Source organism: Actinoplanes sp. CA-015351 (genome assembly GCF_050955685.1).
In the GTDB taxonomy this organism is placed as follows: Bacteria; Actinomycetota; Actinomycetes; order Mycobacteriales; family Micromonosporaceae; genus Actinoplanes.
In genome coordinates this window covers 8203602-8229161 of sequence record NZ_CP192102.1, presented here as the reverse complement: position 1 = coordinate 8229161, position 25560 = coordinate 8203602, and the positions used below count along the sequence as shown (strand labels likewise).

Genomic DNA, 25560 nt, shown 5'->3' with positions numbered 1-25560 from the left:
AGCCTTCTCTTCTTGCCGGGGAGGGGGTTGTTCAGGCTGCGATGGGCTGGAGGATGGGCTCCTCCACGAGGCGCTCGGTCTTGGCCCAGGACTGACGGCCGCTGGCCTGCCGGCCCAGCGCGCGGTAGGTGGCGGCAAGACCGAGAACCAGAAAGGCCGGGTACGCGAGAGCGGCGATCAGCATTCGCGACAGGACCTCGTCGCCGCGCTTGCTCCGATGCACCAGCGCCCAGAGCAGGCCGGGGAACGTGGTGACGGCGATCCAGATGGCGCCGCTCTCGGCCAGCACGGCCCAGGTCGGCAGGAACGGGACCGGGTGGCCGATCAGCAGGCCGACCGTGCCGGACACGCCCATCACGATGATCATCACGGTGACCATCGCGTTCGCCCACGGGGAGAGCAGGTAGTGCAGGATCTCGGCGAGCGCGGTCCGGGCGATCCGCTGCGACGAGAAGAGGCGCATCAGGTACTGGGCGCACTGCATGTTGCCCTGCGCCCAGCGGGTCCGCTGCCGGGTGAGCCGGCGGACGTCGACCACGGCCTGCTGGGTCACCGAGGAGCGGGAGGTGTATCGGATGGAGACGCCGCCCAGGTGCATCCGCAGGCCGAGTTCCATGTCCTCGACGAGGCAGCTGGACCAGGGAGCGTTGCCCAGAGCCTGCAATGTGGAGAGTCGGCTGAACTGGCCGTTGCCGCCGAGACCGACCGTGTCCAGGACGTCGCGCAGGTTCTGGCAGGCGTCGACGATCGCGCCGAACTCCAGGTCCTGTACGGCGCCGAGGAGCTTGTTGCGGTTGCGGATGCGTACCTGCACCTGGACCGCGCCGACCTTGGTGTCGCGCATCAGCCGGGAGATCTCGACCAGGATGTTCTCGCTGCCCTGGCCGTCGCCGTCGATGATGCCGATGACCACACGCTCCGGGCTGACGCCGGCCTCCGCGGTGCGTTCCGAGATGAAGCGGTACGCGGCGTTCAGCGCCTCGCCCTTGCCCTGCCGGGCGTTGGGCAGCTCGCGCCGCATGACGCTCAGCCGAGGATGATCGATAGCGGACAGGACCTCGGGGGTCCGGTCGTCCGAGCCGTCGTCCACGACCAGGACCCGGGCCAGGGTTCCGGCCGGGCCACGCAGTCGCAGAGCCGCGTTGACAGTGTTGGCGACGACGGCTTCCTCGTTGAGGGCCGGGACGATCACCCAGAAGTGCTGGGGGCGTCCGTCGCCGCCGGCCACGGCCTTGTTTATGACTTTTGCTCGGTGCGTTCCGTTGTACCGGACCGCGAACCAGACCAGGACGAGCGTGGAGATCGGCCAGGCCAGCAGGATGGCGTATCCCGTGATCGCGATGAGCCAGCTGTTCGCCAAGGACATCTCGCACCCCTCTCGTCCTAGTCACTGTTCGTGATGTCCGTCGAGCCCGGCGGGCCGTTCTCTTGGACGTAATAGGACATTAGGGAACTACCGAGCGTGACTCAAGAGCGATGAGAGGAACGGCGCCGCATACCGACCAAAAGGTCTAACCCAGACATCTCACACGTCGTGACCTGGCGAAAACCGGGCGTGTTTTGCCCGATTCGCGGGGACGGGAACTGAACTCGCGCTGGAGGGATACAACTTCGGAGAGTGAGATTCCGGGATTCGGCGGCGCCAAAGGGGAAAGGTCACTCTAGGTAACCGCCGCGTGGCCATGCGATCAGTCGTGCGGCGCGTCCAGCAGGGTGGGGTCGTCACGCAGGAGGGCGGCCAGTCGGCGGGCGGCCTGCTCGGTCTCCTCGGGGCGCTCCACCTTGAGCGGGATCGGTTTCGCCAGCGGCTGCGGGAAACCGGACTGCGCGGCCGGTTGCGGCGGCTGTTGCTGCTGCGGCGGTTCGGCGTAGGCCTGGGGTTCGGCGTACGCCTGCGGTGACGCGTACCCAAGAGGGGTTTGGGGTGGAACTGGCGGTGGGGGTGCCGCGGCGAAGGGGTGCGGGGCTGGCTCGTAAGCCTCCGAAGAGGACGGTGAGACGAACGGACGCTCGGCCGTCGGGGGCTCTTCGTAATCAAAATCGGTCGGACCGAAGCGATCCTGATCGTCGCGGGTGGCCCGGGGAGGCTCGGAGTAAGCCGGCTCGGTGTAGACCGGCTCGGCATAAACGGGCTCGGCATAAACGGGCTCGGTGTAGACCGGCTCGGCGTAAACCGGCTCGGGGTCCACATCGATCTCGAAGTCGGCGTGTTTCGCCTCGGCCTCGGCGGCCCGGGTCGCTACCGAGTTGTCGGCGCTCACCTGCACGACACCGTCGGCGAAACCGAAGTGGAGCAGCACCGGATCGCCCGCGCCCTCGACGCCGACCGTGACCGCCAGCTGGGGATTGCGGGCGATCACACCCGCGATCGCCTCGACCAGCTCGGTCACCGCCGGCGGAGTGCTGGGGTTCTCTCCGGTGGCGCGGCGCCTCAGCTCGTCACGCCGGGCGAGCTTGTCCAGCGCGTCGTCCAGTCCGCCTCGCACGGTCACCGTCCTCATTTTCCTCACGCGGTCGCCCGGTACTCCAACTGTGCCCCTGTTGTGGGCGGTTGGGAACCGTTACCGGGCGACCCGCGCACACACTACGACGTCTTCATCCTGATCGCCTTATCGAGTGCCTGGTCCAGGACGACCAGCAGGGCATCCCGTACGGACGCGCGGAAACGCGCGTCGAACGAGACGACCGGCACGTCTTCGCGGATTGCCAGCGCCCAACGGACCTCGTCGATGCTGTAGCTCATCTGCCCGTTGAAGGTGTTGATGCCGACGACGAACGGAAGACCAGCGCGCTCGAAGTAGTCGACTGCCGGATAACAGTCATCTATTCGGTTGGTATCTACCACAACCAGGGCACCGAGCGCACCCTTGACCAAGTCGTCCCACATGAAGGCGAACCGGGTCTGACCCGGCGTACCGAAGATGTAGAGCTTGAGGGTCTGATCGATGGTGAGAACACCGAAGTCCATGGCGACCGTGGTGCCGGTCTTCATGGTCGCCTGACCTGGATCGTCGATGCCCACGGACTCCGACGTCATCTCGGCCTCGGTGGTCAGCGGTGAGATCTCGGAGATGGCACCGACCGTCGTGGTCTTGCCCACACCGAAGCCACCGGCCACGATGATCTTTACCGGGACCGGCGCCTTTTTGGGCGCGGGTGCGCCCGGTATGCGCGCGGTGCCGACGACGCGGTTAGCTGATGGATCGAAGTCCACGGATCACTCGCATGATGGTCTCGGGGTCAGGTGTGTCGTTTTCCAGGACGTGGACGTCCAGCTGGCCGGTGGCCCGAAGGTCACCGACGAGAATTCGGGTGACGCCCAAGTGCAGGCGCAACCGAGCGGAGATCTCAGCGACCGAGATCGGGCTCTCCTCGCAGAGAGACACGATCGCCCTGGTTTCCGGAGAATGCCGCGACGCCGGTGCACCAGGCACCACCGTCACCTGAGTTTCCATACCGATGTCGGGGTCTCCTCCATCGGTCCGCCCGGACGTGATGACGAACGGGCGTAGAGCGTTGGTCGACGACTCGACCGACGAGTACTCCCCTGTGGGGGTGTAACCGCCGGTCGAGTGCTGCGGACCGGATTGCAGGAAGGGCCGGACTCCAGGGCGCGCCGGAGGTACCGGTTCGTCGGGGTCCGGGTAGGTCATTGCTGAACGGCGTTCTTCAGCTCGGCGATGAGGCGGGGGCTCAGGGCGCCACCGGCACGCGTGGCGAAGAGAGTCATCTCGTACGCCAGGGTGCCCAGGTTCGCACTGCGGTCCGCGATGACGCCGAGCACCGAGCCGGCGCTGATCGCGGTGACCAGGAGGTATCCGTCGGCCATGTCGATGATGACCCGGTTCAGGGCACCCAGCCGGTACCAGCTCGCGGCACCGCCGGAGAGGCTGGTCAGGCCGGAGACCACGGCCGCGAGGCGCTCGGCGTTGGGCCGGTCCTTGATCGCGGACATGGCCATCAGGAGGCCGTCCGAGGAGACCGCGATGGCCTCGATCACACCCGCGGTACCGGAGGTGAAGGAGTCCAGCAGCCAGTTGAAGGTTTTGGCTTCAGCGCTGAGCTGGCTTTGTGCAGCTGCATAGGGGGAAGTCATCGCGGTTGTCCCTCGTGTTGTGGCTGGCTTTCATTCAGCGCGAGTGCGACGCCGTACTCGAACTGATCCATCAGAGCCCGCGCGGCATCCGGGTCCAGCTGGGCCGGGGCCGGGGGCGGAGTCGGACGGTGCGGCTCGTCATCCGGCAGGGTGGCGCCGGGTACGCGACGAGTCAGCGGGGTGCTCCCGGGCGTGGTCGGCGGTGCCGGCGGTGCCGGATCGGCCACCGGTGCGTTCCACGACGGGCTGGCGGCAGCCGGGGCCGGCGTGTCCCAAGAGGGTGCCGGGGTGTTCCACTCGGGCTGACCGTTGAACTGGGGCTGGCCGTTGAACTGGGGCTGGCCGTTGAACTGGGGCTGGCCGTTGAACTGGGGCTGGCCGTTGAATTGCGGCTGGCTGACCTCAGGCGCCGGCATCGAGACGCTGGTGTCGAACTGCGCCTGGCTGACACCGGCTTCGAAGGCGTCGAACGCGGCACGGGCAGCGAGGGCGTCGTCCTGAGAAGGCGCCTTGGCGTGCTGCTGCGGGCCGCTTTCCGCCGGCAGCTGGCTACCGGGAACCCGGCGGCGCAGCGGCGTGGCGTTGCCATTGCCGTTACGTGCGGGCTCGGAGCTCGGCGCCGGAGCGTTGTGGAAGTTGTCCACATTGCGCTGCTGCGGAAGCTGCGGGGCCTGCGGGGGAATGGCAGAAGCCATCGGGGCCTCCACGGCGGGAACAGGAGCGTTCCACGCCGGCTGTGCTTCGCTCCAGCTCGGCTGTGTTTCGTTCCAGCTCGGCTGGGTCGGGGGTTCGGTGTTCCAGGCCGGGCCGGCCGACGGGGCGGACGGCAGCGCCGGAAGCGCCGCCGGAACCCGGCCGGCGACCGGGGTGCCCATGTCGTATGTCGGAATCGGCTCCGCGTGGATCGGGGCGACCGGCTCCTGGTACGCGATACCAGGCGTGTAGATCGGCTCGGCGTCGTAAACCGGCTGGCCCGCGTACGGGTCAGCGGCCGGCGTGGTCGCGGCGGGCGAGACCGGCTGCGGGGCGAACGCGTTCCACGAGTTGCCGGTCTCCAGCGTTGCCGTGGCCCGGGTCAGAACGATCGGGTCGAACGGCTGGGCACTGCCCGGCACCTGACGGCCGCCGGCACTGGTGATCGCCATCTCGGTGGTGTTGCTACGCAGCGCGCCGGAGTACGCCGGAGCCGCGGGCACGTTCTGGTACTCCGGAGCCTGGATCTGCGGCGCCGCGGCCGGAGCCGGGAAGGCCGGAGCCGGCGTCATGGTGAGGTTCTCAACCCGGGAGATCAGGTGCGACGGGTTGAGGTCGACCCACGCGGTCAGACCGCCGTCAGGCGTGTCGGTCAGGGTGACCTCGATGCCGTGCCGGCGAGCCAGACGGCCGACCACGAAGAGGCCGAGAACCTCGGTGGGTGCCAGGTCGAGACGCTCACGACGGGTCAGTCGCGCGTTTTCCTCGGCCAGACGCTCGGGCGCGAGGCCCAGGCCGTGGTCGATGATCGCGAGACGGGCGCCGCCACGCAGTTCCTCGGCGGAGACGGTGACCGAGGTGTGCGGCGGGGAGAACGAGGTCGAGTTCTCCAGCAGCTCGGCGAGGAGCAGCGTGAGGTCGGCCAGGACGGCCGGGACCACCACGATGTCTTCCGGGACGTCGACCTCGACACGGGTGTAGTCCTCGATCTCACCCAGGGCGAGACGAACCACGTCCGAGAGGGCCAGCGGCGCCATGTGCTCGTTCGCGCCGGCGCCACCGGAGAGCACGACCAGCGCGGACGCGTTACGGCGAAGACGGCTGGACATGTGGTCGAGGCGGTACAGCTCGCGGAGACGGTCGCTGTCGGTCTCCTTGCGCTCCAGGCTGTCGATCAGCGAGAGCTGACGGCCGACCAGGTTCTGCGTACGCCTACCGACGTGGCCGAACATCTGAGCGACGTTACGACGGCCGACCACCTGGCGTTCCACCAGCCGGGCGGCGGTGGTCTGCACGCGGTCGAACGCTCGGGCCAGGTCACCGATCTCGTCTCGGGCTTCCACGTCGACCGCGTCGAGGCGGATCGGGCGTACCTGGGCCTCACCCTCGTCGTCGGCCACGCGCTCGAGTTCCGCCTCGGCGGCACGGGCGATGCGGTCGGCGGAGACGGTCAGGCGGCGCAGCGGCCGGGCGACCGCGCGGGCCATGAAGATGCTGAGCGTGATAACCAGGATCAGCAGCAGGAACGAGCCACCACCGATGAGGAACGCCTGCCGGAGCGCGCTTTCCCGGTTGGTGTTGGTGATGATGTCCACGTCCTTGGCCACGCGCTTCTCGACGAAGCTACCGAGGACCGTGACGGACTGGAGCGAGGGGAACAGCGTGCCGATGTCGAGGCCCCTGAGGGCCTGCGTCGGGTTGGTGCTGAGCGCCGTCTGGAACTCGTCGCCCACGCGGGACGCGAACGCGTCCTGGGTGTTGATGTAGAGCTTGTACTGCGCGTCGGTGAAGTACACCTTCGAGCTCGTGATGATCGACTCGATCTGGCTGAAGGTCGCGCTGAACGCGCTCAACAGCAGGCTCGCCGCCTGCGGGTCCTTGCCGGCGACCACCGCGGCGGCCAGGTAACAGCCCGCCTGACCGATCAGGTCGTCGGAGCGCATGGCGCGCTCAAGGGCGTAGACCTGCCGGCCGACGCCGGTGGTGAGGTCGGCGCTGGTCGCGAGGCCGAGGCCGTCGATCAGCGGGGTGATGACCTCGTTGTAGTCCTCCACCACGGCGCCGATGTTGGCGACCGCGTTGTTGAGAACGTTCTGCCGGGTGACGTTGAGTTTCGCGGCGCCCGAGAGGGTGCGGCGCAGAGCCTGCGGCATGTCGTCGACGCTGGCGAGCGAGGCCAGCGACTCGATGGCCTCGCTGCTCTGCACCACGTAGGTGGGCCGGTCGACCTGGCCGAGGAGGAAGCCGACCGCAAGCAGTCGTTCCTCCTGAAGCTCGGTCAGCGCGGAGCTGACCTCGGTGGCGAGGGTGACCGTGTTCGAGATGTCCTGGGCGCTGCGGGCTGCGTCGATGCGCTCGTAGATGACCGGGATGCTGAGGCCGACGACCCCGAGCAGCGGTACGAGCACCAGCAGGGCGAGCTTGCCCAGGATGCGGAACTTACCGAAGAGCACCGGAACGCTCCCGCCGCGTAGCACCGTCGCCGTAGCCGGACGTGTCGCCGTAGTTCGGCGCGGGGTCGTAGGGGTTGTTGCCGCCGTAACCGCCACGGTCACCCTGGACCGAGACGTCGCGCGGGGTCTCGTGCGAGTCGCCGGACTGACGGGCACGTGCCCGGGTCCAGAACGTGGCGACCAGGATCAGAGCGATTGCGACCGCGAGCAGGACCCAGGCCTCGGCACGCCGGTAGTTCAGCGAGTCGACGCGGTCATCGAGCAGGGTGGCCATCTCCTTGAGCACGACACCGGAGAGCGCGTTGAGCGCGGTCTGCAGGGTGCTCTGGGCGGTCACCATCGCGGAGACGTTCGGCGCGCCGCCGAAGTTGGCGCCACGGTTGGCGTCCTCGATACCGCGCTTGAACGAGTTCAGGTTGGAGACCAGGTTGCCGGCGAGCGTGGGGCTCTCCGTCTTCTCCACCGCGGCCTGGAGGTTGTCGGTGAGCTTGTCGCCGGCCTCCTGCACGGTGAGGGCCTGGTAGCCGAACTGCACGTTCAGCGCGGCCTTCGTCTTCGACTTCGCGGCGGCGACCATGTTCGCCGTGTCGCCCATCCGGCTCACCGCGGTGACGGCCTCGGGCATGTTGACGCCCGCCGCCTCCTGCAGGAACCAGATGTCGCTCTCCTCGTCACGGTTGAGCGTGGAGTTCTCCCGCACCGTGTCGTAGAGAGCGAGCGTCAGGTCGGACACCTCGACGTGGGCCTCGTAGATCGTGGCCGAGTCGCCGGTGACACCGGGCATCTTGCCGATCTTGTCCTTCAGGTTCGCCCACCGGTCCGTGGTGCCCAGGGCGTCGCCGATGCGCTCGTCGACCCCTTGCACCCGGGCCACGGCCGCGGTCAGCGATGCAGGCTCCGCAGAGACACCCTGCAATGCTGACGACTGAGACTCCGCGAGCGCGCTGACCAGCGGTGAAAGTGCGGTCAGGTACTCGACGCCCTGCTGTTCGAGCGTCAACCGGTCCCGGTGTTCGGTGTTGTCATCCAGAACACGCAGGAACAGGGCTGCGGCAGGCAGCAGCACGAGAACCGTCAGCACCACCGCGAGGGCGGAGCGTAAACGGGCTCGCCGGCTGTTCACCGAGACTGACATTGCTTTTGTCCTCCGCCATGCACACGCGATGGGCCATCAATTGACTACGGAGAGTAGCCATGCGGGCGCACCGATCTGGGTCAATCTATCCGAGAAAACCTCAGAAAACCCCTTTCCAAGGGTCAGAGTTGTCTCGGCTGATCGGGGGATACGCGACGCTGTCGGCTCGGTTGTACGGACATCCATGCTGGGGCTGTTGCTCAAAAAACACCCAGTCCACGGGGGCCTGGAATCCAAGTGACGAGCGCCGCGCAGATCGTATCCGCACCCTGGGCAGGACGTGAATATGAGTTCTACTTCGGATTTGTTACGTCTTACCTAGTCGCCCTTCACGGAAAGTATTTAGTCAATTGCTCTCGGCTAACAACTAACGGAGGGTAGTGGCGTGTGCACATAAAGAAGGGTCCCTCCGTCCCGATTCGGTGCGGAGAGACCCTAATGACTTAAATCCTTGTCAGTGCTTTTCGGAGTGGATCGAGGCCGAGCGCACCGAGGTTCAGGGCGTCCCGATGGAAGGTCTTGAGGTCGAAATCACTGCCTTTGCGCAGCTTTGCTTCGTCACGTGCCTGTAACCAGATCCGCTCGCCGATCTTGTATGACGGCGCCTGCCCCGGCCAGCCCAGGTACCGCTTCCATTCGAAGCGCAGAACCTCCTCGGGCATCCGGGTGTGTGCCCGCAGGAACTCCCAGCCGAGCTCCGGCGTCCATCGCTCGCCCGGGTGGAAGCGGAACGGGTTGTCCCGGGGAATCTCCAGCTCCAGGTGCATGCCGATGTCGACGATCACCCGGGCGGCCCGCAGCGCCTGCGCGTCGAGCATGCCGAGGCGGTCGCCCGGATCGGTCAGGTAACCCAGGTCGTCCATCAGGCGTTCGGCGTACAGCGCCCAGCCCTCGCCGTGCCCGGAGCACCAGCAGAGCAGCCGCTGCCAGCGGTTCAGCGAGTCGGCCCGGAGCAGAACCTGGCTCATCTGGAGATGGTGACCGGGAACACCCTCGTGATAGACGGTGGTGACCTCACGCCAGGTGGAGAACGTCTCCTGGCCCTCCGGGACGGCCCACCACATCCGGCCGGGACGGGAGAAGTCCTCGCTCGGCCCGGTGTAGTAGATGCCGCCGTCGCTGGTCGGGGTGAGACAGCACTCCAGTTTCTGGGCCGGCGGCTCGATGTCGAAGTGGGTGCCGTTCAGCTCGGTGATCGCCCGGTCGGAAAGGGACTGCATCCAGTCCCGGAACGCCTCCTTGCCGGCGATGCTGCGGGCCGGGTCGGCGTCGAGCACGGCCACGGCCTCGTCGACGCCGGCGCCGCGGCCGGCGATCGCACCGGAGACCGCGTTCATCTCCTGCTCCAGGCGGTGCAGTTCCTCAAAACCCCAGAGGTACGTCTCCTCCTGGTCGACCTTGGCGCCGAGGAAGTACTGCGACGCCAGGGCGTACCGCTCCGGGCCGGCGGCCTCTTTCTCCCGGCCGCGCGGGGCGAGTTCGTCGCGCAGGAACACGCCGAACGCGGCGGTGGCCTCGGTCGCGGCCGCGGCGGCGCGGTTCAGCTCGGTGGCGAGCACACCGGAGGCCGGCAGCCGGCGGGTGAGGCCGTGGAAGAAGTCGTCGCGTGCCGGATCGGTCCAGGCGACGCACTGCTCGGCTACCGCGAGCAGCTGGGCGCGAGCGCTGATCTGCCCGGCGTCGGCGCCCTCGATCAGCGTGCGGCGGTACTGCTCCAGGGCTTTCGGCATGGCGTTCAGCCGGGTGGCGATGTTGGATATCGCCTCCTCGCCCTCGGACGGCATCATGTCGAAGACCATCCGCAGCTCGTGCAGGCCGCTGGTGATGACGCTGACCTCGGTGGTGGTGTAGCCGGCGTCGTACCGGGCCGCCTCCAGCCCGAGGCGCTCCATCATGGCGTCCTTCGCGACCTCCTCCGACTCGTGCTCGGCCTCGATCACGTCCAGGTCGTTGATGGTGCGGCGGGTCAGTTCGGCCCGAGCGGCGAAACCTTCCGGCGAGAGGTCGTCGGTCTTGTCGTCGTACCCGGAAATGCCGACCGCGGTCGCCCCGGTGGGGTTGAGCGCGGCCCACTCGTCGACGTAGCGGTTGGCGAGTTCGTCAATTCGTCCCACCTCGCCGACCCTACGGGAATCACGCGTGCGACCGGGTCCACTCGACCAGGCGATCGGCCGTCCAGGTGTTGACCACCCGATCCGGTGGCACGTCGCAGAGCGCGGCCCGCTCGCAGCCGTAACCCAGCCAGTCGAGCTGGCCGGGCGCGTGCGCGTCGGTGTCGATGCTGAACAGGCAACCGGCCTCGACCGCGACGGTGAGCATCCGTTTCGGCGGGTCGAGCCGATCCGGCCGTGAGTTGATCTCGATGGCCTTGCCATGCTCGACCGCGGCGGCCAGCACCTTCTCCAGGTCGAACGTGCTCGGCGGCCGGGTACGCCCGGTCCGGTGCGCGGCGTCGCCCTCACCTTTCGCCGACACCTTGCGCCCGGTCATGTGCCCGAGGATGTCCAGATGCGGGTTGGCCAGCGCGTTCACCATCCGCCGGGTCATCCGGGCCGGCTCGTCACGCAGTTTGTTGTGCACCGAGCCGACCACCACGTCGAGCCGGGCCAGCAGCTCGTCCTCCTGGTCCAGCGAGCCGTCGTCGAGAATGTCCACCTCGATGCCGGTCAGGATGCGGAAGCCCTCGGGCAGCGCCTCGTTGAGTTTCGCCACGTGGTCGAGCTGGCGGCGCAGCCGGTCGGCGGTCAGGCCGTGTGCCACGGTGAGCCGGGGCGAGTGGTCGGTGAGCACGAAGTACTCGTGGCCCAGATCGGCCGCCGCCAGGGCCATCTCCTCGATCGGTGACCCGCCGTCCGACCAGTCCGAGTGCACGTGACAGTCGCCACGCAGCGCCGACCGCAACGCCTGCGCCGCGGCCGGCAGATCGGTGCCCTCGGTCGCGGTGATCCGGCGCAGGTAGACCGGTTCCTCGCCGGTCAGCGACTCGGTGACGCAGCGGGCGGTGACCTCGCCGACCCCGGGGAGTTTCGCCAGGGTGCCGGCCTCGGCGCGCTCGGCCAGCTCCTCCGCCGGGAGCTTCGCGACCGCGGCGGCGGCCGACCGGAAGGCCTTCACCCGGTACGTCGCCTCGTTCGCCCGTTCCAGCAGGAACGCGATGCGCCGCAGATCGGCGACCGGATCACGGGATGCCATCAGGTCAGATTAGGCGCTTAAGCTCACCGGAATGCGGACGATCGATTGGGTGAACGGGGCCGTCGAGATCATCGATCAGACCGCCCTCCCGGGTGAGCTGCGCGTTTTGCGGCTGCACACGGTTGGCGAGCTGATTGCGGCGATCCAGTCGCTGGCGGTGCGGGGTGCCCCGGCACTCGGTGTCGCGGGTGCGTTCGGGGTGGCGCTGGCAGCCCGGGTCCACCACGACGACCCGGTCGCGCTGGAGGTAGCCGTACGAAAGATCGAGACCGCGCGCCCGACGGCGGTGAACCTGGCCCGCGGCGCGTTGCGCGCCGCTCGTCTCCTGCCGCACGGCCCGGACGCCGTGCTCTTCGAGGCGTGCGTGATCCGGGACGAGGAGATCGTCGCGTCGCAGGCCATGGCGGCCATCGGCGCCGACCTGGTCACCGAGCTGTGCGGGCCTCGGCCCCGGCTGCTCACCCATTGCAACACCGGCGGCCTCGCGGCGGTCACCATCGGTACGGCGCTCGGCGTGGTCGGCGAGCTGCACCGGCGTGGCGGGCTGGGCGGAGTGATCGCCAGCGAGACCCGGCCGCTGTTGCAGGGCGCCCGGCTGACCTCCTGGGAGCTGAACCAGTGGGGAGTCGAGCACCGGGTCGCAGTGGACTCGGCCGGTCCGTTCCTGATGGCCCGCGGCGAGATCGACGCGGTGATCCTCGGCGCCGACCGGATCTGCGCGAACGGCGACGTGATCAACAAGATCGGGACGTACTCGCACGCGCTCGGCGCCCGGCGGGCCGGAATCCCGTTCTTCGTGGTGGCGCCGGAGTCGACGGTCGACCTGGACACTCCCGGCGGCGACCAGGTCGAGATCGAGGACCGGGGTGCGGCCGAGGTCACCGCTTATGGCGACGCGGTGAACCCGGCTTTCGACATCACCCCGCACGACCTGGTGACCGCGATCGTCACCGACCGACGCGTGATCCGCCTGGACCACGGCGAGAAACCTTAGACAGCCGGCTTCCAGGGCTTCATCCAGTCCGTTTCCGGCCAGCCCTCGGCGGCGGCCATCAGCGGGTACGCGGTGCCGCCGTCCACGCTCTCCCGGATGATGTCCGCGTGCCCGGTGTGCCGCGCGGTCTCCTGGATCAGGTGCAGCAGCACCCAGCGCAGCGACCAGAAGTCCTGATCGGCCGGGTTCCACGGGACCGAGTGGTCGATCGGGACCTGGTGGTCGAGGTTCGCGAGGTCCTTCACGGTCTTCTCGGTGGCCTGGGCGACCACGTCGTACCGGGCCAGGACGTCGTCGATGGTCTCGCCCTCGGCCAGCGCGAAGTTCGCCTCGTAGGCGCCGTAGTCGAGCGGCTGCTTCTCGCCGCGAACCGTCGCCATCCAGCCCTCCTCGGTGGAGGCGCAGTGTTTGATCAGCCCGCCGACGGTGAGCGGGCTCGCGCTGGCGGCTGTCCGTAACTGTTCATCGGTGAGCCCGTACGCGGTCAGCCTGAGCACGTAACGCATCTGGGTGAGATAGGCGAGCAAGCCATCCTGCTCGTTGGCGATGGGACCGGCCTGACCGGGCATGGGGACTCCTTCGTCGTTGTCACCCCACGCTATGGGTCGTTGCGGTCAGTTTCTGGCCGCAATGTGACAACGTCGCTGGCATTCACCGATGTCACCCATCCGCCGGACCGGCCGAGCTCCAGCAGCGCGGTCTCGTCCACTGCCATCGCCGACGGCTCACCCGCCGTGGCCGGCCAGGCCCGGCGAGCCTGCTCACCCGGTTTGAGCAGCGGAACAAGCTCGTCGACTTCGAGCAGCTGAACAAGATCGTCGGCGCCGAGCGCGTCGGCGATCTCCTCCAACTGACCGATCAGCCGGCGAAGCTCCCGGCCGACCGGGCCCGCGTTGCCGCCGCACATCGCCGCGGTCAGCTCGGCGCGCGTCGCGGCCACCCGGGTGCCGTCCCGGAAAGAACCCGCTCCGAGCGCCCCGGCCAGCGGGTCATTCGAGATCTGCGCGGCCAGCACCGCCGCGAACAGGTGCGGCACATGACTGATTTTGGCCACTGCGGCGTCGTGCTCGCCCGCTGTCGCCGGAACCACCCGTGCGCCCATGCCGGTGAAAAGGCGCGCCAGCGCCAGCCAATCATCGAGATCGGTCTCGCCCGGCTCCAGGCAGAGCACCCAGGCACAGCCGGCGAACAGATCCTTCTCGGACGCCGCGAACCCGGAGATTTCCTTGCCGGCCATCGGGTGCCCACCCACGAACCGGCCCACGCCGTGCGCCCTCATCAGGTCCCTCACGGGACCTTTCACCGAGGTCACATCGGTCACCAGGCCGTCGTACCCCGCCAGCTCAGTGATCAATTGCGGCAGGACCGGCATGGGTACGCCCAAAGCAGTCAACTCCGAGCCCGAGGCAGCCTCGGCCAGCGACTCGGCGACCTGGAAACCAGCGGCCCGCGCCGCGTCCCGGGTGGCCGGGTCAGCGTCGAAACCGATCACCTGGTGCCCAGCGGCATCAAGCGCCCGCAGCAGCGAACCGCCGATCAGGCCCAAACCGGCGACAGCGATCCTCATGCCTTGCAGTCGTTCTTCTTTTCCCAGCTCTCGACGGTCGAGACCGGGCTCTTCTGCCCGCCCTTGCGCCACGACTTCAGGAACGTCGCCGGCCAGATCACGCCGCGCCGCACCTTCCAGTCGCCGGTTTTCGCGCACGCCGGCGAGATGCCGTAGTGCACGTGGCAGACGTTGTTGGCGTTACCCGTCTTCCCGGTCTTGCCGAGCAGCTGACCGGCCTCGACCCGCACGCCCGCCTCGATGCCGGACTGCACCTTGCTCAGGTGCGAGCCGTAATAGCGCACCCCGTCGTCACCGAGGATCGACACCGACAGGCCGCCGTTGTCGGGTCCGTCGGCGCTGCCCTTGACGTACTTGTCCTTGAGGCTGATCTCCAGGACCACGCCGCTGGTGGTGGCGACGAACCGCTCACCGCAGTCGACGAAGATGTCGGTGGCCGGGTACTTCGAGTGCGTGGTGTGGAAGTCGACGTTCGACGCGTCCACCGGGAAAACGTATTTCACCGTGGCCGGTGCCGGTGCGCTGCTGCTCGCGGCGGCCGGAGGAGATGCGCTGGTCGTGGTCGCCTCGGTCGGCAGCGGGGCGGACTCGACGGTTGCGCCCGCGGACGGCGCCGCTCCGAACTGGGGTGTGGCGGACGGCTGCACGAAGATCGGCGTCGCCGCCGGCGACCCCGCACCGGCGACGCTGCCGCAGCCGGCCAGGCAGGCGGCGGCGACGGTCAAGCCCGAGAGGGTACGGAGGAAGCGCACCGAGCCATCCTGACAGAAGGCCACGCCCGCCGCTGACTCCGCACTGTGACTCCGAGTCGGGCCGGTAGCTGGATACGCTGAGGGTGACGATGGGTGGGAAGGGGACCGTGATGGCTGATCGGCAGGGCCTCTGGAGCACGTCCGCGCCGCCCCCCGGGTACATGCCGTCGCCGCTGGACCACCGGCTCTCGCCCAACCCGGCCCGGCCGGTCTACCGCGAGCCGCACCCGGTCAAGGCCGGCCCGGTGCTCAGCGGCCTGTCCGCCGCGGCCATCTGGCTCATTCTCTTCGGCAGCCTCGGGCGCGGCCTCGCGTCGTACGCGTGGTGGACCATCGCCGCGGCGGTCAGCGCCTGGCTCGTCGCCCTCCTGCTGGCTGTGGTCGGCGACCGCGGCGCGGCTGTCGGCGTGGCGGTAGCGAGCGGCCTCGGGCTGTCGATCGCGATGACTTTCGTGGGGCTGCGATGGGCCGACACGTACGACTGGCCGCTGTGGTGAAACGGCCACCTTTCGTGCCCTCGTCGTCGCGCTGAGAAGCGGGTCTGCCGAACTCTTCAACGACCCTTGACGAACGCGGAAGGGCCGGTCACTCTCGGCTTCATGGCCCCCTCGCCAGAACGGCTTGACCCACCGCGGCTCGACCCCGAGCGCCGCCGCCGCCGACAGGCGCTGCTGGCAGCCCTCGCACAGGCGAAAACGGTCCGCGAGCCGGACCCGACCCAACGGATGCGTGGCCTGCGGTTGCGTGAGCTGATCGCCGCGCGCCGACGCCCCGCGAACTGACTTCGTCACAGGTCAAGGCGTGGCGCGATGCGCCCGACGCGCCACCCGCTACCGTCAGGCGCTGAGGATAAGAGTCGTGTTGGGGGAATCGTGTCGATTTTCGCTGCCGCCGTCGGCCGCACTAAGAACGGGTGGACGGCGTCGGAGCTGGACCTGACGGGCCTGGCCGACATCGACGAGGTGGTGGACGCGCTGCGCGATGCGGAGCCGGACGCCGATCTCGCGGTGTTGTTCGTCGAGAGCGACGACGAGTACCTCTCGATCCTGCGCCTGGACGAGGGTGACGACCTGCGGATCTTCGGGTCCGACTCGGCGTTCGCCGAGGAGTCCAGGATCGGATCGGTGCTGCTCGGTGAGGTGGAGGCGCCGGCACTCGGGGTGGACGACCTGAGCGTCGATGACGGCGACGATGACGAGGAGCGCCCGGCGGCCGAGCCGGACGCCGATCCGATCGGTGACGCCGAGCTGCTCGGTGACCTGGGTGTCAACGCGCAGCGGCTGCTGGAGCTGTGTGGCAAGGACGGGATGTTGCCGTCCGACGTCACCGCGGAGATCTGTCAGAGGATCGGCTGCGGTGACGAGATGGAGGAGCTGCGCGACGCGTGAACCGTCGTTCGCAGCATGAGGAGTGGATGCGGCGCGCTCTCGCCGTCGCATCCGCCTCGCCCGATGACGTGCCGGTCGGTGCGCTCCTGCTCGGCCCGGACGGCGCCGAGCTGGCGGCAGCCGGCAACGAACGTGAGCTGACCGGCGACCCGACGGCGCACGCCGAGGTGCTGGTACTCCGCCGGGCAGCTGCCGCACTCGGCAGCTGGCGGCTGGACGGCTGCACGCTCGTGGTGACGCTGGAGCCGTGCACCATGTGTGCCGGTGCTCTGGTGCTGGCCCGGGTGTCGACGGTGGTCTTCGGCGCCTGGGAGCCGAAGACCGGTGCGGTCGGCTCACTTTGGGATGTGGTCCGCGACAGCCGCATCAACCACCGCCCCGAGGTTTACGGGGGCGTCCTGGAGCCCGAATGCGCCCAGATGCTGCGTGACTTCTTCCGATGAGCTCGGCTTGGCTCCGCCCTGATTCGCAGGACGGAGCCGGCAAGCTCAGCTGATCGCGGTGTCCAGGCCGATCTTGACCATGTTGCTGAAGCCCTGCTCGCGCTGGGCGGAGTCCATCGCCTCGCCGCGCTTGATGTGGTCGCTCACGGTCAGGATGGTCAGCGCCTTGGCGCCGTAACGGGCCGCGATCGTGTAGATGGCGGCGGATTCCATCTCGACCGCGAGCACCCCGTAGTCGGCGAGCGAGTCGTAGAGGTCGGGCCGGTCGGTGTAGAAGGCGTCGGCGGCCAGGATCGGGCCGACCCGGATCGGGACGCCCTGCTCCTCGGCGATGTCGACAGCGGTACGCAGCAGACCGAAATCGGCCACCGGCGCGTAGTCGACCAGGCCGTCGAAGCGGGTCCGGTTCATGTTGGAGTCGGTCGCCGAGCCGATCGCGGCGATCACGTCACCGAGGTTCAGGTCCATGGCGAGCGCGCCGCAGGAGCCGATCCGGATCACGGACTTCACGCCGTACTCGTTGATCAGCTCGTGGGTGTAGATCGAGGCCGACGGCATGCCCATGCCGGAGCCCTGCACCGAGACCCGCTGACCCTTCCAGGTGCCCGTGAAACCGAGCATCCCGCGGACCTGGGTGTAACAGACCGCGTCCTCCAGGAACGTCTCGGCGATCCATTTCGCCCGCATCGGGTCGCCGGGCAGAAGCACCCGCTCGGCGATGTCGCCCGGCTTGCCGCCGATGTGCACGCTCATGAGGTTTCTCCGCTTCGCTTGTCCATGACTTCGATCTTGCCAGGTCAGCACGGCCCGGCAGGGTTATGGGTGACCCGGCGACGAGCGCTCCCAGGCGTCCGGTAACGTACGTACCGGTGGCGTGTCCGAGCGGCCTAAGGAGCACGCCTCGAAAGCGTGTGAGGGTTAACGCCCTCCGAGGGTTCAAATCCCTCCGCCACCGCCAACCAGCAGAGCCTGGTCCCTCTTGAGGGACCGGGCTCTCTGTATTTTCGCCCTCTCTGCTGTTACGCTCCGTGGCCTTCGGCGGGATCCACCGACCATGTGAGCGGCGACTCATCCGTTCGGTCGTTCCCCATGATCAGTGCCTGTCTGTGTAACAGCGGTGTTTCGCTGCACGTCAAGGCCGTGATTACGTACCGTAGTGAATCTTGGACGGCCCTGCGATGTAGGGAGTAGCGCAAGTCACGCGGGTCAAATCCACCGGATCAGACAATGTGGTTCCGACCGGGCGGCGACCAACATTCGGAGGATCGCCCTACGCAGATCTGTCGATGTGTGTCCTAGATTTGACACGTGAGAGTTGAGCATCACTGGTGGAATGGCGACCTCCGTCTCCAGCGTCGTGACGTCTACATCCGGACCGACGGCGAGATGTGGGAGGTCGAGGCCCAACTGGGCGGCCCTGAGGGCAAGTCCAAGGTGCAGCAGTGTCCCGGCCGGGCATCAGCAATGATCCTGGCCGACGCGTGGCGAGGTCCACGCTGGCGGTGGCGCGAACTGTAAGTCGCGCCAGGAGCCTGGGCTGTGCCGCCATTGCTTGACTATTTTCGGCCAGCCTTCACGATCGGGTCGGACCCTTGGGGTCCGGCCCGTTTGTGTTGTTACCCGTGGGAAGTCAGACGCACGTCTTGTCCGATGTGCCCGGAACATGTGGATCTAGCGTTTGTTTTTATGCGCGCCATTGTCATCGAGCACCGATCCGACGTCGTGGTTCTCCAGCTGTGCGGAGAACTCGACGCCGATTCGGCTGCCCGGCTGTACAAAACGCTCGCGGAGCTGCTGGAACGACCGGTGCCCCGGATCGTGGTGGACCTCAGCGGGCTGAAGTTCTGCGACTCGGTGGGCCTCAGCGCGTTCATCACCAGCAAGCAGGTGATCGTGTCCAGGGGCGGCTGGCTGAGCTTCGCCGGCGCCGACCCGTTCATGGCGCAGTTGCTGGAGACCGTCGGGTTGAGCCGGTACTTCGCGATCTTCCCGGAGGTCGAGGACGCGATAGCGGCAGCCCGGATGTAGGACGATACGGGTGCATACCCCTCATCGAGCTGGCACTTCCCGAATAGTGAAACATGCATAGGTCGACGTTCATGTCGATGAAATGATCTCCGCGCAGTCCAGGCTCTGCGCGGGGAGAAGTCGATTGAAGCGCCTGTTCGTATCCGTGGCGGTCGCACTGGCGGTCGCCCTTTCCGGTTCCGGGACTCCGGCCACCGCGGCTCCGGCCGTTGATCCGGCCAGCTGCGCGGAGGTGCGACCGGGCACGTTCGGCGCCGCGCCCGCCGGCCCGCTCCAGGGAGGCGACTGCCGCCGGCTCACCGTGCCGAAGGGCGGCTACCACCTGATCGAGGTGGTCGACGCGCAGAACGTCTCACGGGGATTCACCGTCTACGACGCGGCGGGTGCCCAGGTCTGCCGCACCGCCAACTGCAATCTGCCGTCCGCCGGGATGTACACCCTGGTCGCCGCCGCGATCGCGGTGCCGTTCGCGACGGTACTGATCCCGTTCGACGCTGCCGGCTGCGAGGCCGTGAGCGACCAGGGCTTCGGCGCTGACGCGTACCGGGGGTCGGTGACTCAGGCGGGCGAGATCGACTGCCTGGAGCTGCCCGGCGGTGCCGGCCTCTACCAGGCTGCGCTGCCCGGGCGTCCGTCCGCCGAGAACTGGCAGTACCTCCGCATGATCAGCCCGGCTGCGCCGCTCAACTGCAGCAATGGCCATCTGATGAGCGGCGACGGCTGCAAGGTGGCCGTCGGCGGTCCAATCCGGATGCTCGTCTCCACGCAAGGCAACCAGGTCTCCGACGATTATGCGGTCGCGGTGCAGCGGATGACAGCGCCGACCGGGTGCGCCGAACTGCCTGCGGGCAAGGCGACCTTCGACTTCACCGCGGACCGGTTCGTCAGCTGCTTCACTGTCCCGGCCGGACATGCGGCGCGAGAGATTTTCGCGCTGGACCGCCTCGCCGGCGACACCGTCGCGAGCCTGCGGATCTTCCGTCCGGACGGCGTCGCCGCCTGCGGTGACTCGGGAGGGTCGACCGGCCGGCTCTTCGGTTGCGCGCTGAGTGACAGTGGTGCCTACACCGTCCTGGTACACGCGATGTACGCCAACGGCACGTTCCAGCTCAAACGGATGGACGCGACCGGCGCGAACTGCCAGAAGGCGGTCTCAACGGCCTTCGGCGGCGCGCCCTCGACCGGCCTGCTCGACGAACCCGGCGAGGTCCACTGCTACCACACCGGCGGCCCTTCTTGGGTACGCGTACACGCGGCGGTGAACGCGCCGTACGTCCGATACTTCGACGCGGATGGAGAGTTCCAGGTCTGCTGGGACTACTCCTGCCTGATCAACGCTTCCTACGTCTTCGTGACCTCGTACGACGATGTCGACTACAAGGTGGACACCTGGGGCATCGGGCCGTCGCTGGGATCGGCCTCGGACTGCGTGCGCAGCTCGGAGTCGATCGCGTATGGATTCGCGCCGGTGACCGGGACACTGACCCCCGCCGACCGCGCGTGGTGCCGGGTGGTCACGTCCCGTCCCGGAGACGAGTTTCTGGTTGAAGCGCAGGGTGCGGCCGGACTCGCCCCGCTGCCCTACGTCCTCAGCCCCTCGGGCGCGGTCGAGGCCTGTGACGGTCAGGGCGGCGGCTACTACCTCTGTGTTCCGCGGTACGCCACCGGGCAGACCACGGGAACATCGGTGATCGCGCTGGTCGCCACCGGTGACACCGCGCCGATCACGTACTCCGCGGAGGCCACCTGCAGGACCCCGCTGTGCGGTGGGGAGACCTACTCGCTCTACCCGGTCACCCAGATCAACGTTACGGCCGGGCGCAAGGCGACGATCAGCCTGACCGGCTCGGCGCTGAACCTGGGCGACACGGTACGGCTGACCCGGAGCGGACACGCCTCGATCAACGCCGTGGTGCGCTCGGTCTCCGCGAACCGCCGTGCGATGACCGCCGAGGTCGACCTGACCAAGGCGGCGGCCGGCAAGTGGAACGTCGCTGTCACGTCGGCCTCCTCGGCGTCGCGGACCGCGCTGCTGAACAACCTGGTCAACGTCGCGCCGACGCCGAAGCTCGGGGTTCGGTCGAAGCCGGCGGTCACCGGCAAGGCAGCCGTCGGGCTCACCGTCCGGGCGAACGCCGGCACCTGGAACCCGGCGCCGTCCTCGGTTCGCTACCAGTGGACGGCCAACGGGGTCGCGATCAAGGGGGCTACCGGTTCGGCGTACCCGATCCCGGCCTCGATGCGCGGCAAGCGCATCGCCGTGATCGTCACCGCGCGTGCTTCCGGGTATCTCGACACCTCGGTGGCCTCGGCAGCGGTGACCGTCGGGTACGGCGTGGCGCCGAAGGTCACCAAGAAGCCGAAGATCACCGGGACGGTCAAGGCCGGGAAGACAGTGAAGGTCACGGTGGGTGCTTGGTCGCCCAAGGCGACCTCCTATCGGTACGAGTGGCGGCTGAACGGCAAGGTCATCAAGGGGGCGACCGCCTCCTCGCTGAAGATCAAGAAGGCCTGGAAGGGCAAGAAGCTGACCGTCGTGGTGATCGCCAAGCGAGCCGGGCACTACGACGGCAGGGCCACCTCGGCGGCGGTGAAGGTCAAGTGAGACGTTGGAGCGGTGCTCTGCTGAGCGGCCTCATCGTCGCTGTCCTGGCACCGGGGGCCGCATTTGCGGCGACACCCGAGCCGTCGGTGTCCACATCGTCGGCCGCGGCCGCGCCTTCGTCGGGCGTACCCTCGCCTGCTGTTTTGTCGCCCACGCCTTCGCTCGCCGCGTCCTCGGCCGCGCCCAGCGGCGAGGCCGCGCCCAGTCCGGCAGCTGTGCCCAGCAAACAGGGCCGGGTTGCCGCGGCGGCTGGTTGTGGCGGGGAACTCGTCCTGGGCAGCCCGGTCACGTGCGCGTCGATCGCCGGCACCCAGAAGCACACCTACACGGTCCGGACAACGATCGACGGTGAGCGGCTGCTCACCCAGTTCCATGCAACCGGCGATGCCATGCAGGCCCGGCTGAACCTGGCCGACGGGAACTCCTGCTTCCTCGGGCCGTACTCCAGGACCTGCGTGGTGCCCGAGGCCGGCACGCACACCATCGACGTCTCTCTCTACTACGGCACCGGCTCGGCGACCTACGCGATCGGTCTCGAGTCGCAGGATGCGCCTTCGAAGTGCGTCACCCTCGACCCGGATACTTTCGCGGTGACCGGGCCGAAGCTGCCCGGAAAGCTGGCACGTGGCGCAGCGGGCGACTGCTACCGCTTCGACGGCCGGGCTGGCATGCGCCTGAGCGTCGAGACGACACAGACCGCCGCCGGCGCCCGCGGCACCGCCGACATCCGGGGCTGGATGGAGGATCCGGCCGGAACGCGGCTCTGCACCCTCCAGTCCGGCGGCGGTCAGTGCACGCTCGCCGCGGACGGCATTCACACGATCTTCCTGGCCGACATGTACGGCGACGCCGTCGATTACACCTTCCGCATCGTCCGGACCGACGTGGTGACCGGCTGCGAGCCGCTGAAGGAAGCGGCTTTCGGCTCGCTCTCGGAGAGCCAGGTGGCGGCCGGCGAGCTGGCGCTCAACGGCGGCTACGACTGTTACGCGGTCACCCTCGCGGCCGGGTTCAAAGAGGTACGCACCAGCGACGGCGGCCAAGTCAGATGGGAACTGACCGGGCCGAGCGGAATCGTGTGCGGCGAGTATCAGAACAACGGACGCTGTGAAGTGGCCGCCGGCGACTACACGCTCTGGCTGCACAACACGGACTGGACCGTCCGGGAGTACCAGGCGGTGATCACCGGCCTGAGCACGACCGAGGGCTGCGCCGCGCCGGTCGGCACCGAGTGGAACCAGCCGACGATCACGTTTCCGACGACACCGCTCACGGTGTACTGCCAGCCGTTCACCGCTGCTCCGGGCGAGCGGGTGATCGTTTACGGCGTAGGGATGATCACTGACGGCACCGGCAGCGGGATCTGCGACCAGGATTACGAGCAGGACGGGTGCCTGCTGCCCGGGTCGGGGCCGTACCGGGTGATCGCGTTCGGCGGGACAACAGGTGCCGGCGAGCTGTCCATGCAGATCCGGCGGCTCTCGTCGCCGGTTGGCTGCCCCACGATTACTCCGGGCGCGTACGGCTCCGGACCGTCCGGCGCGTACGCCGGAATCCGGTGCCGCTCGCTGAGCGTTCCGGCCGCCGGTCGTTACCTGCTCCGCACGATGAGCGCGAACAACTGGGAGCGGTACGGGCGGATCTACGACGCCTCGGGCGACCGGCTCTGCCAGCTCGGCTCCTTCTGCCAGTTCCCCGAGGCCGGCACCTACACCTTGGTCCTCACCGACTCGGCCATCACGGAGTCGGCGTACGTGACCGTGTTCACCGCACCGTGGGGACCGGGCTGTGTGCCGGTGGGCGATGAGGGCCTGAGCAGCGGTGCGTACCGCGGGTCCTTCGCGGTCGTCGGCGAGACCGACTGCCTAGAGGTGGACAGCCCGGCCGGTACGACGATCGACGTGCTCAAGCCGGCTCGGGCGGCCGGCGCCGCGCGCACCGACTGGACCCTGATCAACGGGAGCGGTGAGGAACTCTGCGCGAACTACTCGTGCGAGCTGACCGGCCCGGCGCCGTACCGGATCCTGCTCTCCGCTCCGGAGGAGGCGGCACCCGGTGACTACGCAGTCATCGTGCAGCGGACCGATCAATACACCGGCTGCACCGGCCTGCCGCTGACCGCCATCGGTGCTGGTGGCTCGGTGACCACGGCTTTATCGGCCGACCGGTTCGCCACCTGCTACACGATCCCGGCGAGTCAGCGTGCCACCTCGGAGATCCTTTCGTACGCGCCGGTGAGCGGGACCGGCGCCGCAACACTCACCGTCCGCGACGAGACCGGCAAACAGGTCTGTGGCGGCGACTGGGTCTACGCATCCCAGCTGGTCGTCTGCGACTTCGCGGCGGGTAAGGCGTACACGGCGGTCATCGTCGCGTCCACGGCGAACGTGCAATACCGGGTGTCGCGGCGAGACTCCAGCCCGATCAGCGCGAAGTGCCAGACGCCGGCGTCCACCGTGCTCGGTAGCCCCGGCAACGCGGGCACGGTGACCGCACCGGACGAGGTGCACTGTTACCGGGTCACCACGTCGACGGCGACCACGTTCTGGCTCGGTCTGCGCAGCGCTGGTGACTCTGCCCGTTACTGGATCAGCAACGCGGCCGGCGGCATCCTGTGCTCCGGGTACGTGGTGCCGTGCCGGGTGACCGGGTCGACGAGTTATCAGGTGTTCGTCTGGTCGGCCAAACCTGGCGTAGCGGTCCCATACCGGTTCGACGCCTGGAACCTCGGCGTCGGTGGCAAGCCGCCGACGCAGTGCCAGACCGCGTACGGCGTACCCGGGTTCGGAACGATCGCTGGCACGCTGAATGACCAGAAGACCGCGGTCTGCGTGGCGATCCCCTTCAAGAACCGCAGCGAGTTCAAGGTCCAACTGACCAACACCGCGGGCGGGGAGGCGTTGCCGGAGCCGTATTACTTCCCACTCACCTCCGGAAATCCAGCCAAGGGTTCGGCGATCGTCGGCTGCTCCTGGGCCGAGGGCGGCCGTGGCTGTGAAGTCGCGCCCTACCCGTACACGAGTGGCACGGCGCTGCTGGTGCTGGCGACCGAGACCCCGGGCGGAACGTACCCGTTCAAGGCCGACACCACCTGCGACTTCAGCCCGTGCTCGGTGCCGTACGTGCTCGGAGCCGTCTCGCCCAACAGCGCCGTCAACAGCGGTCCGGTCAACCTGTCTCTGCGGGGCAACGGTTTCTCCGCCACCAACACGGTGACGCTGACCCGCTCCGGCTCGGCGTCGATCAAGGCGGCCGTGCGGAGTTTCGTCAACGGCACCCTCACGGTCACCGCTGACGTGACGAACGCGGCGGCCGGGTCGTGGAACGTCACCATCCGGTCGGCGAACGACGGTCGGCAGGCCACGATCGCCGGGGCGGTCACGGTACGGGCTACCGCGCTCAAGATGACGAAAGCGCCGTCGATCAGCGGCACGGCACGGGTCGGCTCGACCGTCAAAGCGGTCACCGGGTCGTGGAGCCCGGCGGCTACCGGGTACGCGTATCAGTGGTCGGCCAACGGTGTGGCGATCAAGGGGGCGGTCGGTTACGCGTACCAAATCCCCGCCGCCCAGCGGGGGAAGCGCCTGACCGTGACTGTCACCGCAAAGCGTGCGAACCGGGTGAATTCCCCGGCGGTCTCCGCCGGGGTGACGGTGGGCTGGGGCATCGCGCCGGCGGCGACCACGAAGCCGAAGATCACCGGGACCGTGAAGGTCGGGAAGACGGTGAAGGCCGCGGCCGGCGCCTGGTCACCGTCGGCGAGTTCCTACCGGTACGAGTGGCGGCTGAACGGCAAGGTCATCAAGGGGGCGACCGCTTCCAAGCTGAAGCTCAAGAAGGCCTGGAAGGGCAAGAAGCTGACCGTCGTGGTGATCGCCAAGCGGGCCGGGCACTACGACGGCAAGGCCACGTCGAAGGCTCTGAAAATCAAGTGACAGACGGCGAGGGCCGACCCCGATCAGGGGCCGGCCCTCGCCTGCACTGTTTTCAGGACGAACGATACGAGACCGGCCGGTGACCCCCTGCATCGGGTGTGCCCGGAAACCCGGAAGGGCTCGGCGGTCACCGGCCGCTCAGGGGCCCAGCCTTGTCGCGTCTGCTCTGCTAAGGGCTGGCGGAAAATACGAGATTGTTTCCCCCAACACGCTTTCCAAAGATCCAGTGCTGCCTGCCACCAGCGCTTGCGTGTCGGTTCAAGCAAGGAGCGTATCCCT

At 68.2% G+C, this 25560-nt stretch carries 22 protein-coding genes and 1 tRNA gene; 10 read left to right on the top strand and 13 right to left on the bottom strand.

Going from position 1 to position 25560, the window contains the following annotated elements; genetic code table 11:
* Positions 1-31: 31 nt before the first annotated feature.
* The 9 genes from ACQP2E_RS37430 to ACQP2E_RS37390 all read right to left on the bottom strand — a co-directional run bounded on the left by ACQP2E_RS37430 (position 32) and on the right by ACQP2E_RS37390 (position 11569).
* Entirely contained in the window at positions 32-1366 is a 1335-nt protein-coding gene (locus ACQP2E_RS37430) for a glycosyltransferase (protein WP_433827651.1), read from the bottom strand.
* 322 nt (positions 1367-1688) lie between these two features.
* A complete protein-coding gene (locus tag ACQP2E_RS37425; RefSeq protein ID WP_433827650.1) occupies positions 1689-2492 on the bottom strand; it encodes a hypothetical protein in 804 nt (267 codons plus the stop codon).
* Positions 2493-2584: 92 nt separating this feature from the next.
* Positions 2585-3214 carry a GTP-binding protein gene (locus ACQP2E_RS37420; RefSeq protein ID WP_111654149.1) on the bottom strand — a complete coding sequence of 210 codons (630 nt, stop codon included), beginning with the start codon at positions 3212-3214 and terminating at the stop codon, positions 2585-2587.
* Complete coding sequence (locus tag ACQP2E_RS37415) at positions 3192-3653, bottom strand: DUF742 domain-containing protein (RefSeq protein WP_433827649.1); 462 nt, start codon at positions 3651-3653, stop codon at positions 3192-3194. Before ACQP2E_RS37415 ends, ACQP2E_RS37420 begins: the two co-directional genes overlap by 23 nt.
* A complete protein-coding gene (locus tag ACQP2E_RS37410) occupies positions 3650-4096 on the bottom strand; it encodes a roadblock/LC7 domain-containing protein (RefSeq protein WP_111654151.1) in 447 nt (148 codons plus the stop codon). The genes ACQP2E_RS37415 and ACQP2E_RS37410 overlap by 4 nt, the downstream gene beginning before the upstream one ends.
* Positions 4093-7242, bottom strand: coding sequence for a nitrate- and nitrite sensing domain-containing protein (locus ACQP2E_RS37405; RefSeq protein ID WP_433827648.1), 3150 nt, complete (start codon positions 7240-7242; stop codon positions 4093-4095). Before ACQP2E_RS37405 ends, ACQP2E_RS37410 begins: the two co-directional genes overlap by 4 nt.
* Positions 7229-8377, bottom strand: a complete 1149-nt coding sequence (locus ACQP2E_RS37400) for a hypothetical protein (RefSeq protein WP_433827647.1) — start codon at positions 8375-8377, stop codon at positions 7229-7231. The genes ACQP2E_RS37405 and ACQP2E_RS37400 overlap by 14 nt, the downstream gene beginning before the upstream one ends.
* Before the next feature lie 443 nt (positions 8378-8820).
* Positions 8821-10491: a DUF885 domain-containing protein gene (locus tag ACQP2E_RS37395; protein ID WP_433827646.1), complete on the bottom strand. Its 1671-nt coding sequence runs from the start codon at positions 10489-10491 to the stop codon at positions 8821-8823.
* Positions 10492-10510: 19 nt separating this feature from the next.
* Entirely contained in the window at positions 10511-11569 is a 1059-nt protein-coding gene (locus tag ACQP2E_RS37390; RefSeq protein ID WP_433827645.1) for a PHP domain-containing protein, read from the bottom strand.
* Between the two features lie 31 nt (positions 11570-11600).
* Here ACQP2E_RS37390 and mtnA point away from each other — a divergent pair, with 31 nt between their 5' ends.
* Complete coding sequence (mtnA, locus tag ACQP2E_RS37385) at positions 11601-12563, top strand: S-methyl-5-thioribose-1-phosphate isomerase (RefSeq protein WP_433827644.1); 963 nt, start codon at positions 11601-11603, stop codon at positions 12561-12563.
* On the opposite strand, the gene ACQP2E_RS37380 is transcribed toward mtnA, so the two are convergent.
* The 3 genes from ACQP2E_RS37380 to ACQP2E_RS37370 are packed head-to-tail and all read right to left on the bottom strand — an operon-like array spanning position 12560 to position 14855.
* The gene (locus ACQP2E_RS37380; RefSeq protein WP_433827643.1) at positions 12560-13132 is read right to left on the bottom strand and encodes a DinB family protein; all 573 of its coding nucleotides are present in this window, start codon (positions 13130-13132) and stop codon (positions 12560-12562) included. The genes mtnA and ACQP2E_RS37380 overlap by 4 nt on opposite strands.
* 29 nt (positions 13133-13161) lie before the next feature.
* A complete protein-coding gene (locus ACQP2E_RS37375; protein ID WP_433827642.1) occupies positions 13162-14130 on the bottom strand; it encodes a prephenate dehydrogenase in 969 nt (322 codons plus the stop codon).
* Entirely contained in the window at positions 14127-14855 is a 729-nt protein-coding gene (locus ACQP2E_RS37370) for a M23 family metallopeptidase (RefSeq protein WP_433827641.1), read from the bottom strand. Before ACQP2E_RS37370 ends, ACQP2E_RS37375 begins: the two co-directional genes overlap by 4 nt.
* Before the next feature lie 137 nt (positions 14856-14992).
* Between ACQP2E_RS37370 and ACQP2E_RS37365 the strand changes: the two genes are divergently transcribed.
* From ACQP2E_RS37365 to ACQP2E_RS37350, 4 genes are all read left to right on the top strand, one after another.
* Positions 14993-15379, top strand: coding sequence for a hypothetical protein (locus ACQP2E_RS37365; protein ID WP_433827640.1), 387 nt, complete (start codon positions 14993-14995; stop codon positions 15377-15379).
* Positions 15380-15481: 102 nt separating this feature from the next.
* Positions 15482-15664, top strand: a complete 183-nt coding sequence (locus tag ACQP2E_RS37360) for a hypothetical protein (RefSeq protein WP_433827639.1) — start codon at positions 15482-15484, stop codon at positions 15662-15664.
* A gap of 90 nt (positions 15665-15754) precedes the next feature.
* Positions 15755-16270 carry a tRNA adenosine deaminase-associated protein gene (locus tag ACQP2E_RS37355; RefSeq protein ID WP_433827638.1) on the top strand — a complete coding sequence of 172 codons (516 nt, stop codon included), beginning with the start codon at positions 15755-15757 and terminating at the stop codon, positions 16268-16270.
* A gap of 26 nt (positions 16271-16296) precedes the next feature.
* Positions 16297-16713 (top strand): nucleoside deaminase, encoded by a 417-nt coding sequence (locus ACQP2E_RS37350; RefSeq protein WP_433834242.1) that lies wholly within the window; start codon positions 16297-16299, stop codon positions 16711-16713.
* Between the two features lie 45 nt (positions 16714-16758).
* On the opposite strand, the gene deoD is transcribed toward ACQP2E_RS37350, so the two are convergent.
* Positions 16759-17466 (bottom strand): purine-nucleoside phosphorylase, encoded by a 708-nt coding sequence (gene deoD / locus ACQP2E_RS37345; protein WP_433827637.1) that lies wholly within the window; start codon positions 17464-17466, stop codon positions 16759-16761.
* Between the two features lie 115 nt (positions 17467-17581).
* On the opposite strand from deoD, the gene ACQP2E_RS37340 reads away from it, so the two are divergent.
* The 5 genes from ACQP2E_RS37340 to ACQP2E_RS37320 all read left to right on the top strand — a co-directional run bounded on the left by ACQP2E_RS37340 (position 17582) and on the right by ACQP2E_RS37320 (position 25281).
* Positions 17582-17671 (top strand) — tRNA-Ser (locus tag ACQP2E_RS37340).
* 350 nt (positions 17672-18021) lie between these two features.
* On the top strand, positions 18022-18231 hold the full coding sequence (locus ACQP2E_RS37335; protein WP_111654164.1) for a hypothetical protein: 210 nt from the start codon (positions 18022-18024) through the stop codon (positions 18229-18231).
* Between the two features lie 168 nt (positions 18232-18399).
* Complete coding sequence (locus ACQP2E_RS37330; protein WP_433827636.1) at positions 18400-18741, top strand: STAS domain-containing protein; 342 nt, start codon at positions 18400-18402, stop codon at positions 18739-18741.
* Between the two features lie 145 nt (positions 18742-18886).
* Positions 18887-21346: a hypothetical protein gene (locus ACQP2E_RS37325; RefSeq protein WP_433827635.1), complete on the top strand. Its 2460-nt coding sequence runs from the start codon at positions 18887-18889 to the stop codon at positions 21344-21346.
* Positions 21343-25281 (top strand): hypothetical protein, encoded by a 3939-nt coding sequence (locus tag ACQP2E_RS37320; protein WP_433827634.1) that lies wholly within the window; start codon positions 21343-21345, stop codon positions 25279-25281. The genes ACQP2E_RS37325 and ACQP2E_RS37320 overlap by 4 nt, the downstream gene beginning before the upstream one ends.
* Positions 25282-25560 lie beyond the last annotated feature (279 nt).

What these genes read in the sequence shown, in the direction of transcription:
- mtnA (WP_433827644.1), top strand. Translation starts at nt 11,601, where the DNA reads ATGCGGACGATCGATTGGGTGAACGGGGCCGTCGAGATCATCGATCAG.
- ACQP2E_RS37415 (WP_433827649.1), bottom strand. Translation starts at nt 3,653, where the DNA reads ATGACCTACCCGGACCCCGACGAACCGGTACCTCCGGCGCGCCCTGGA.
- ACQP2E_RS37360 (WP_433827639.1), top strand. Translation starts at nt 15,482, where the DNA reads ATGGCCCCCTCGCCAGAACGGCTTGACCCACCGCGGCTCGACCCCGAG.
- ACQP2E_RS37430 (WP_433827651.1), bottom strand. Translation starts at nt 1,366, where the DNA reads ATGTCCTTGGCGAACAGCTGGCTCATCGCGATCACGGGATACGCCATC.
- ACQP2E_RS37330 (WP_433827636.1), top strand. Translation starts at nt 18,400, where the DNA reads ATGCGCGCCATTGTCATCGAGCACCGATCCGACGTCGTGGTTCTCCAG.
- ACQP2E_RS37410 (WP_111654151.1), bottom strand. Translation starts at nt 4,096, where the DNA reads ATGACTTCCCCCTATGCAGCTGCACAAAGCCAGCTCAGCGCTGAAGCC.
- ACQP2E_RS37390 (WP_433827645.1), bottom strand. Translation starts at nt 11,569, where the DNA reads ATGGCATCCCGTGATCCGGTCGCCGATCTGCGGCGCATCGCGTTCCTG.
- ACQP2E_RS37375 (WP_433827642.1), bottom strand. Translation starts at nt 14,130, where the DNA reads ATGAGGATCGCTGTCGCCGGTTTGGGCCTGATCGGCGGTTCGCTGCTG.
- deoD (WP_433827637.1), bottom strand. Translation starts at nt 17,466, where the DNA reads ATGAGCGTGCACATCGGCGGCAAGCCGGGCGACATCGCCGAGCGGGTG.
- ACQP2E_RS37380 (WP_433827643.1), bottom strand. Translation starts at nt 13,132, where the DNA reads ATGCCCGGTCAGGCCGGTCCCATCGCCAACGAGCAGGATGGCTTGCTC.
- ACQP2E_RS37400 (WP_433827647.1), bottom strand. Translation starts at nt 8,377, where the DNA reads ATGTCAGTCTCGGTGAACAGCCGGCGAGCCCGTTTACGCTCCGCCCTC.
- ACQP2E_RS37365 (WP_433827640.1), top strand. Translation starts at nt 14,993, where the DNA reads ATGGCTGATCGGCAGGGCCTCTGGAGCACGTCCGCGCCGCCCCCCGGG.
- ACQP2E_RS37350 (WP_433834242.1), top strand. Translation starts at nt 16,297, where the DNA reads ATGCGGCGCGCTCTCGCCGTCGCATCCGCCTCGCCCGATGACGTGCCG.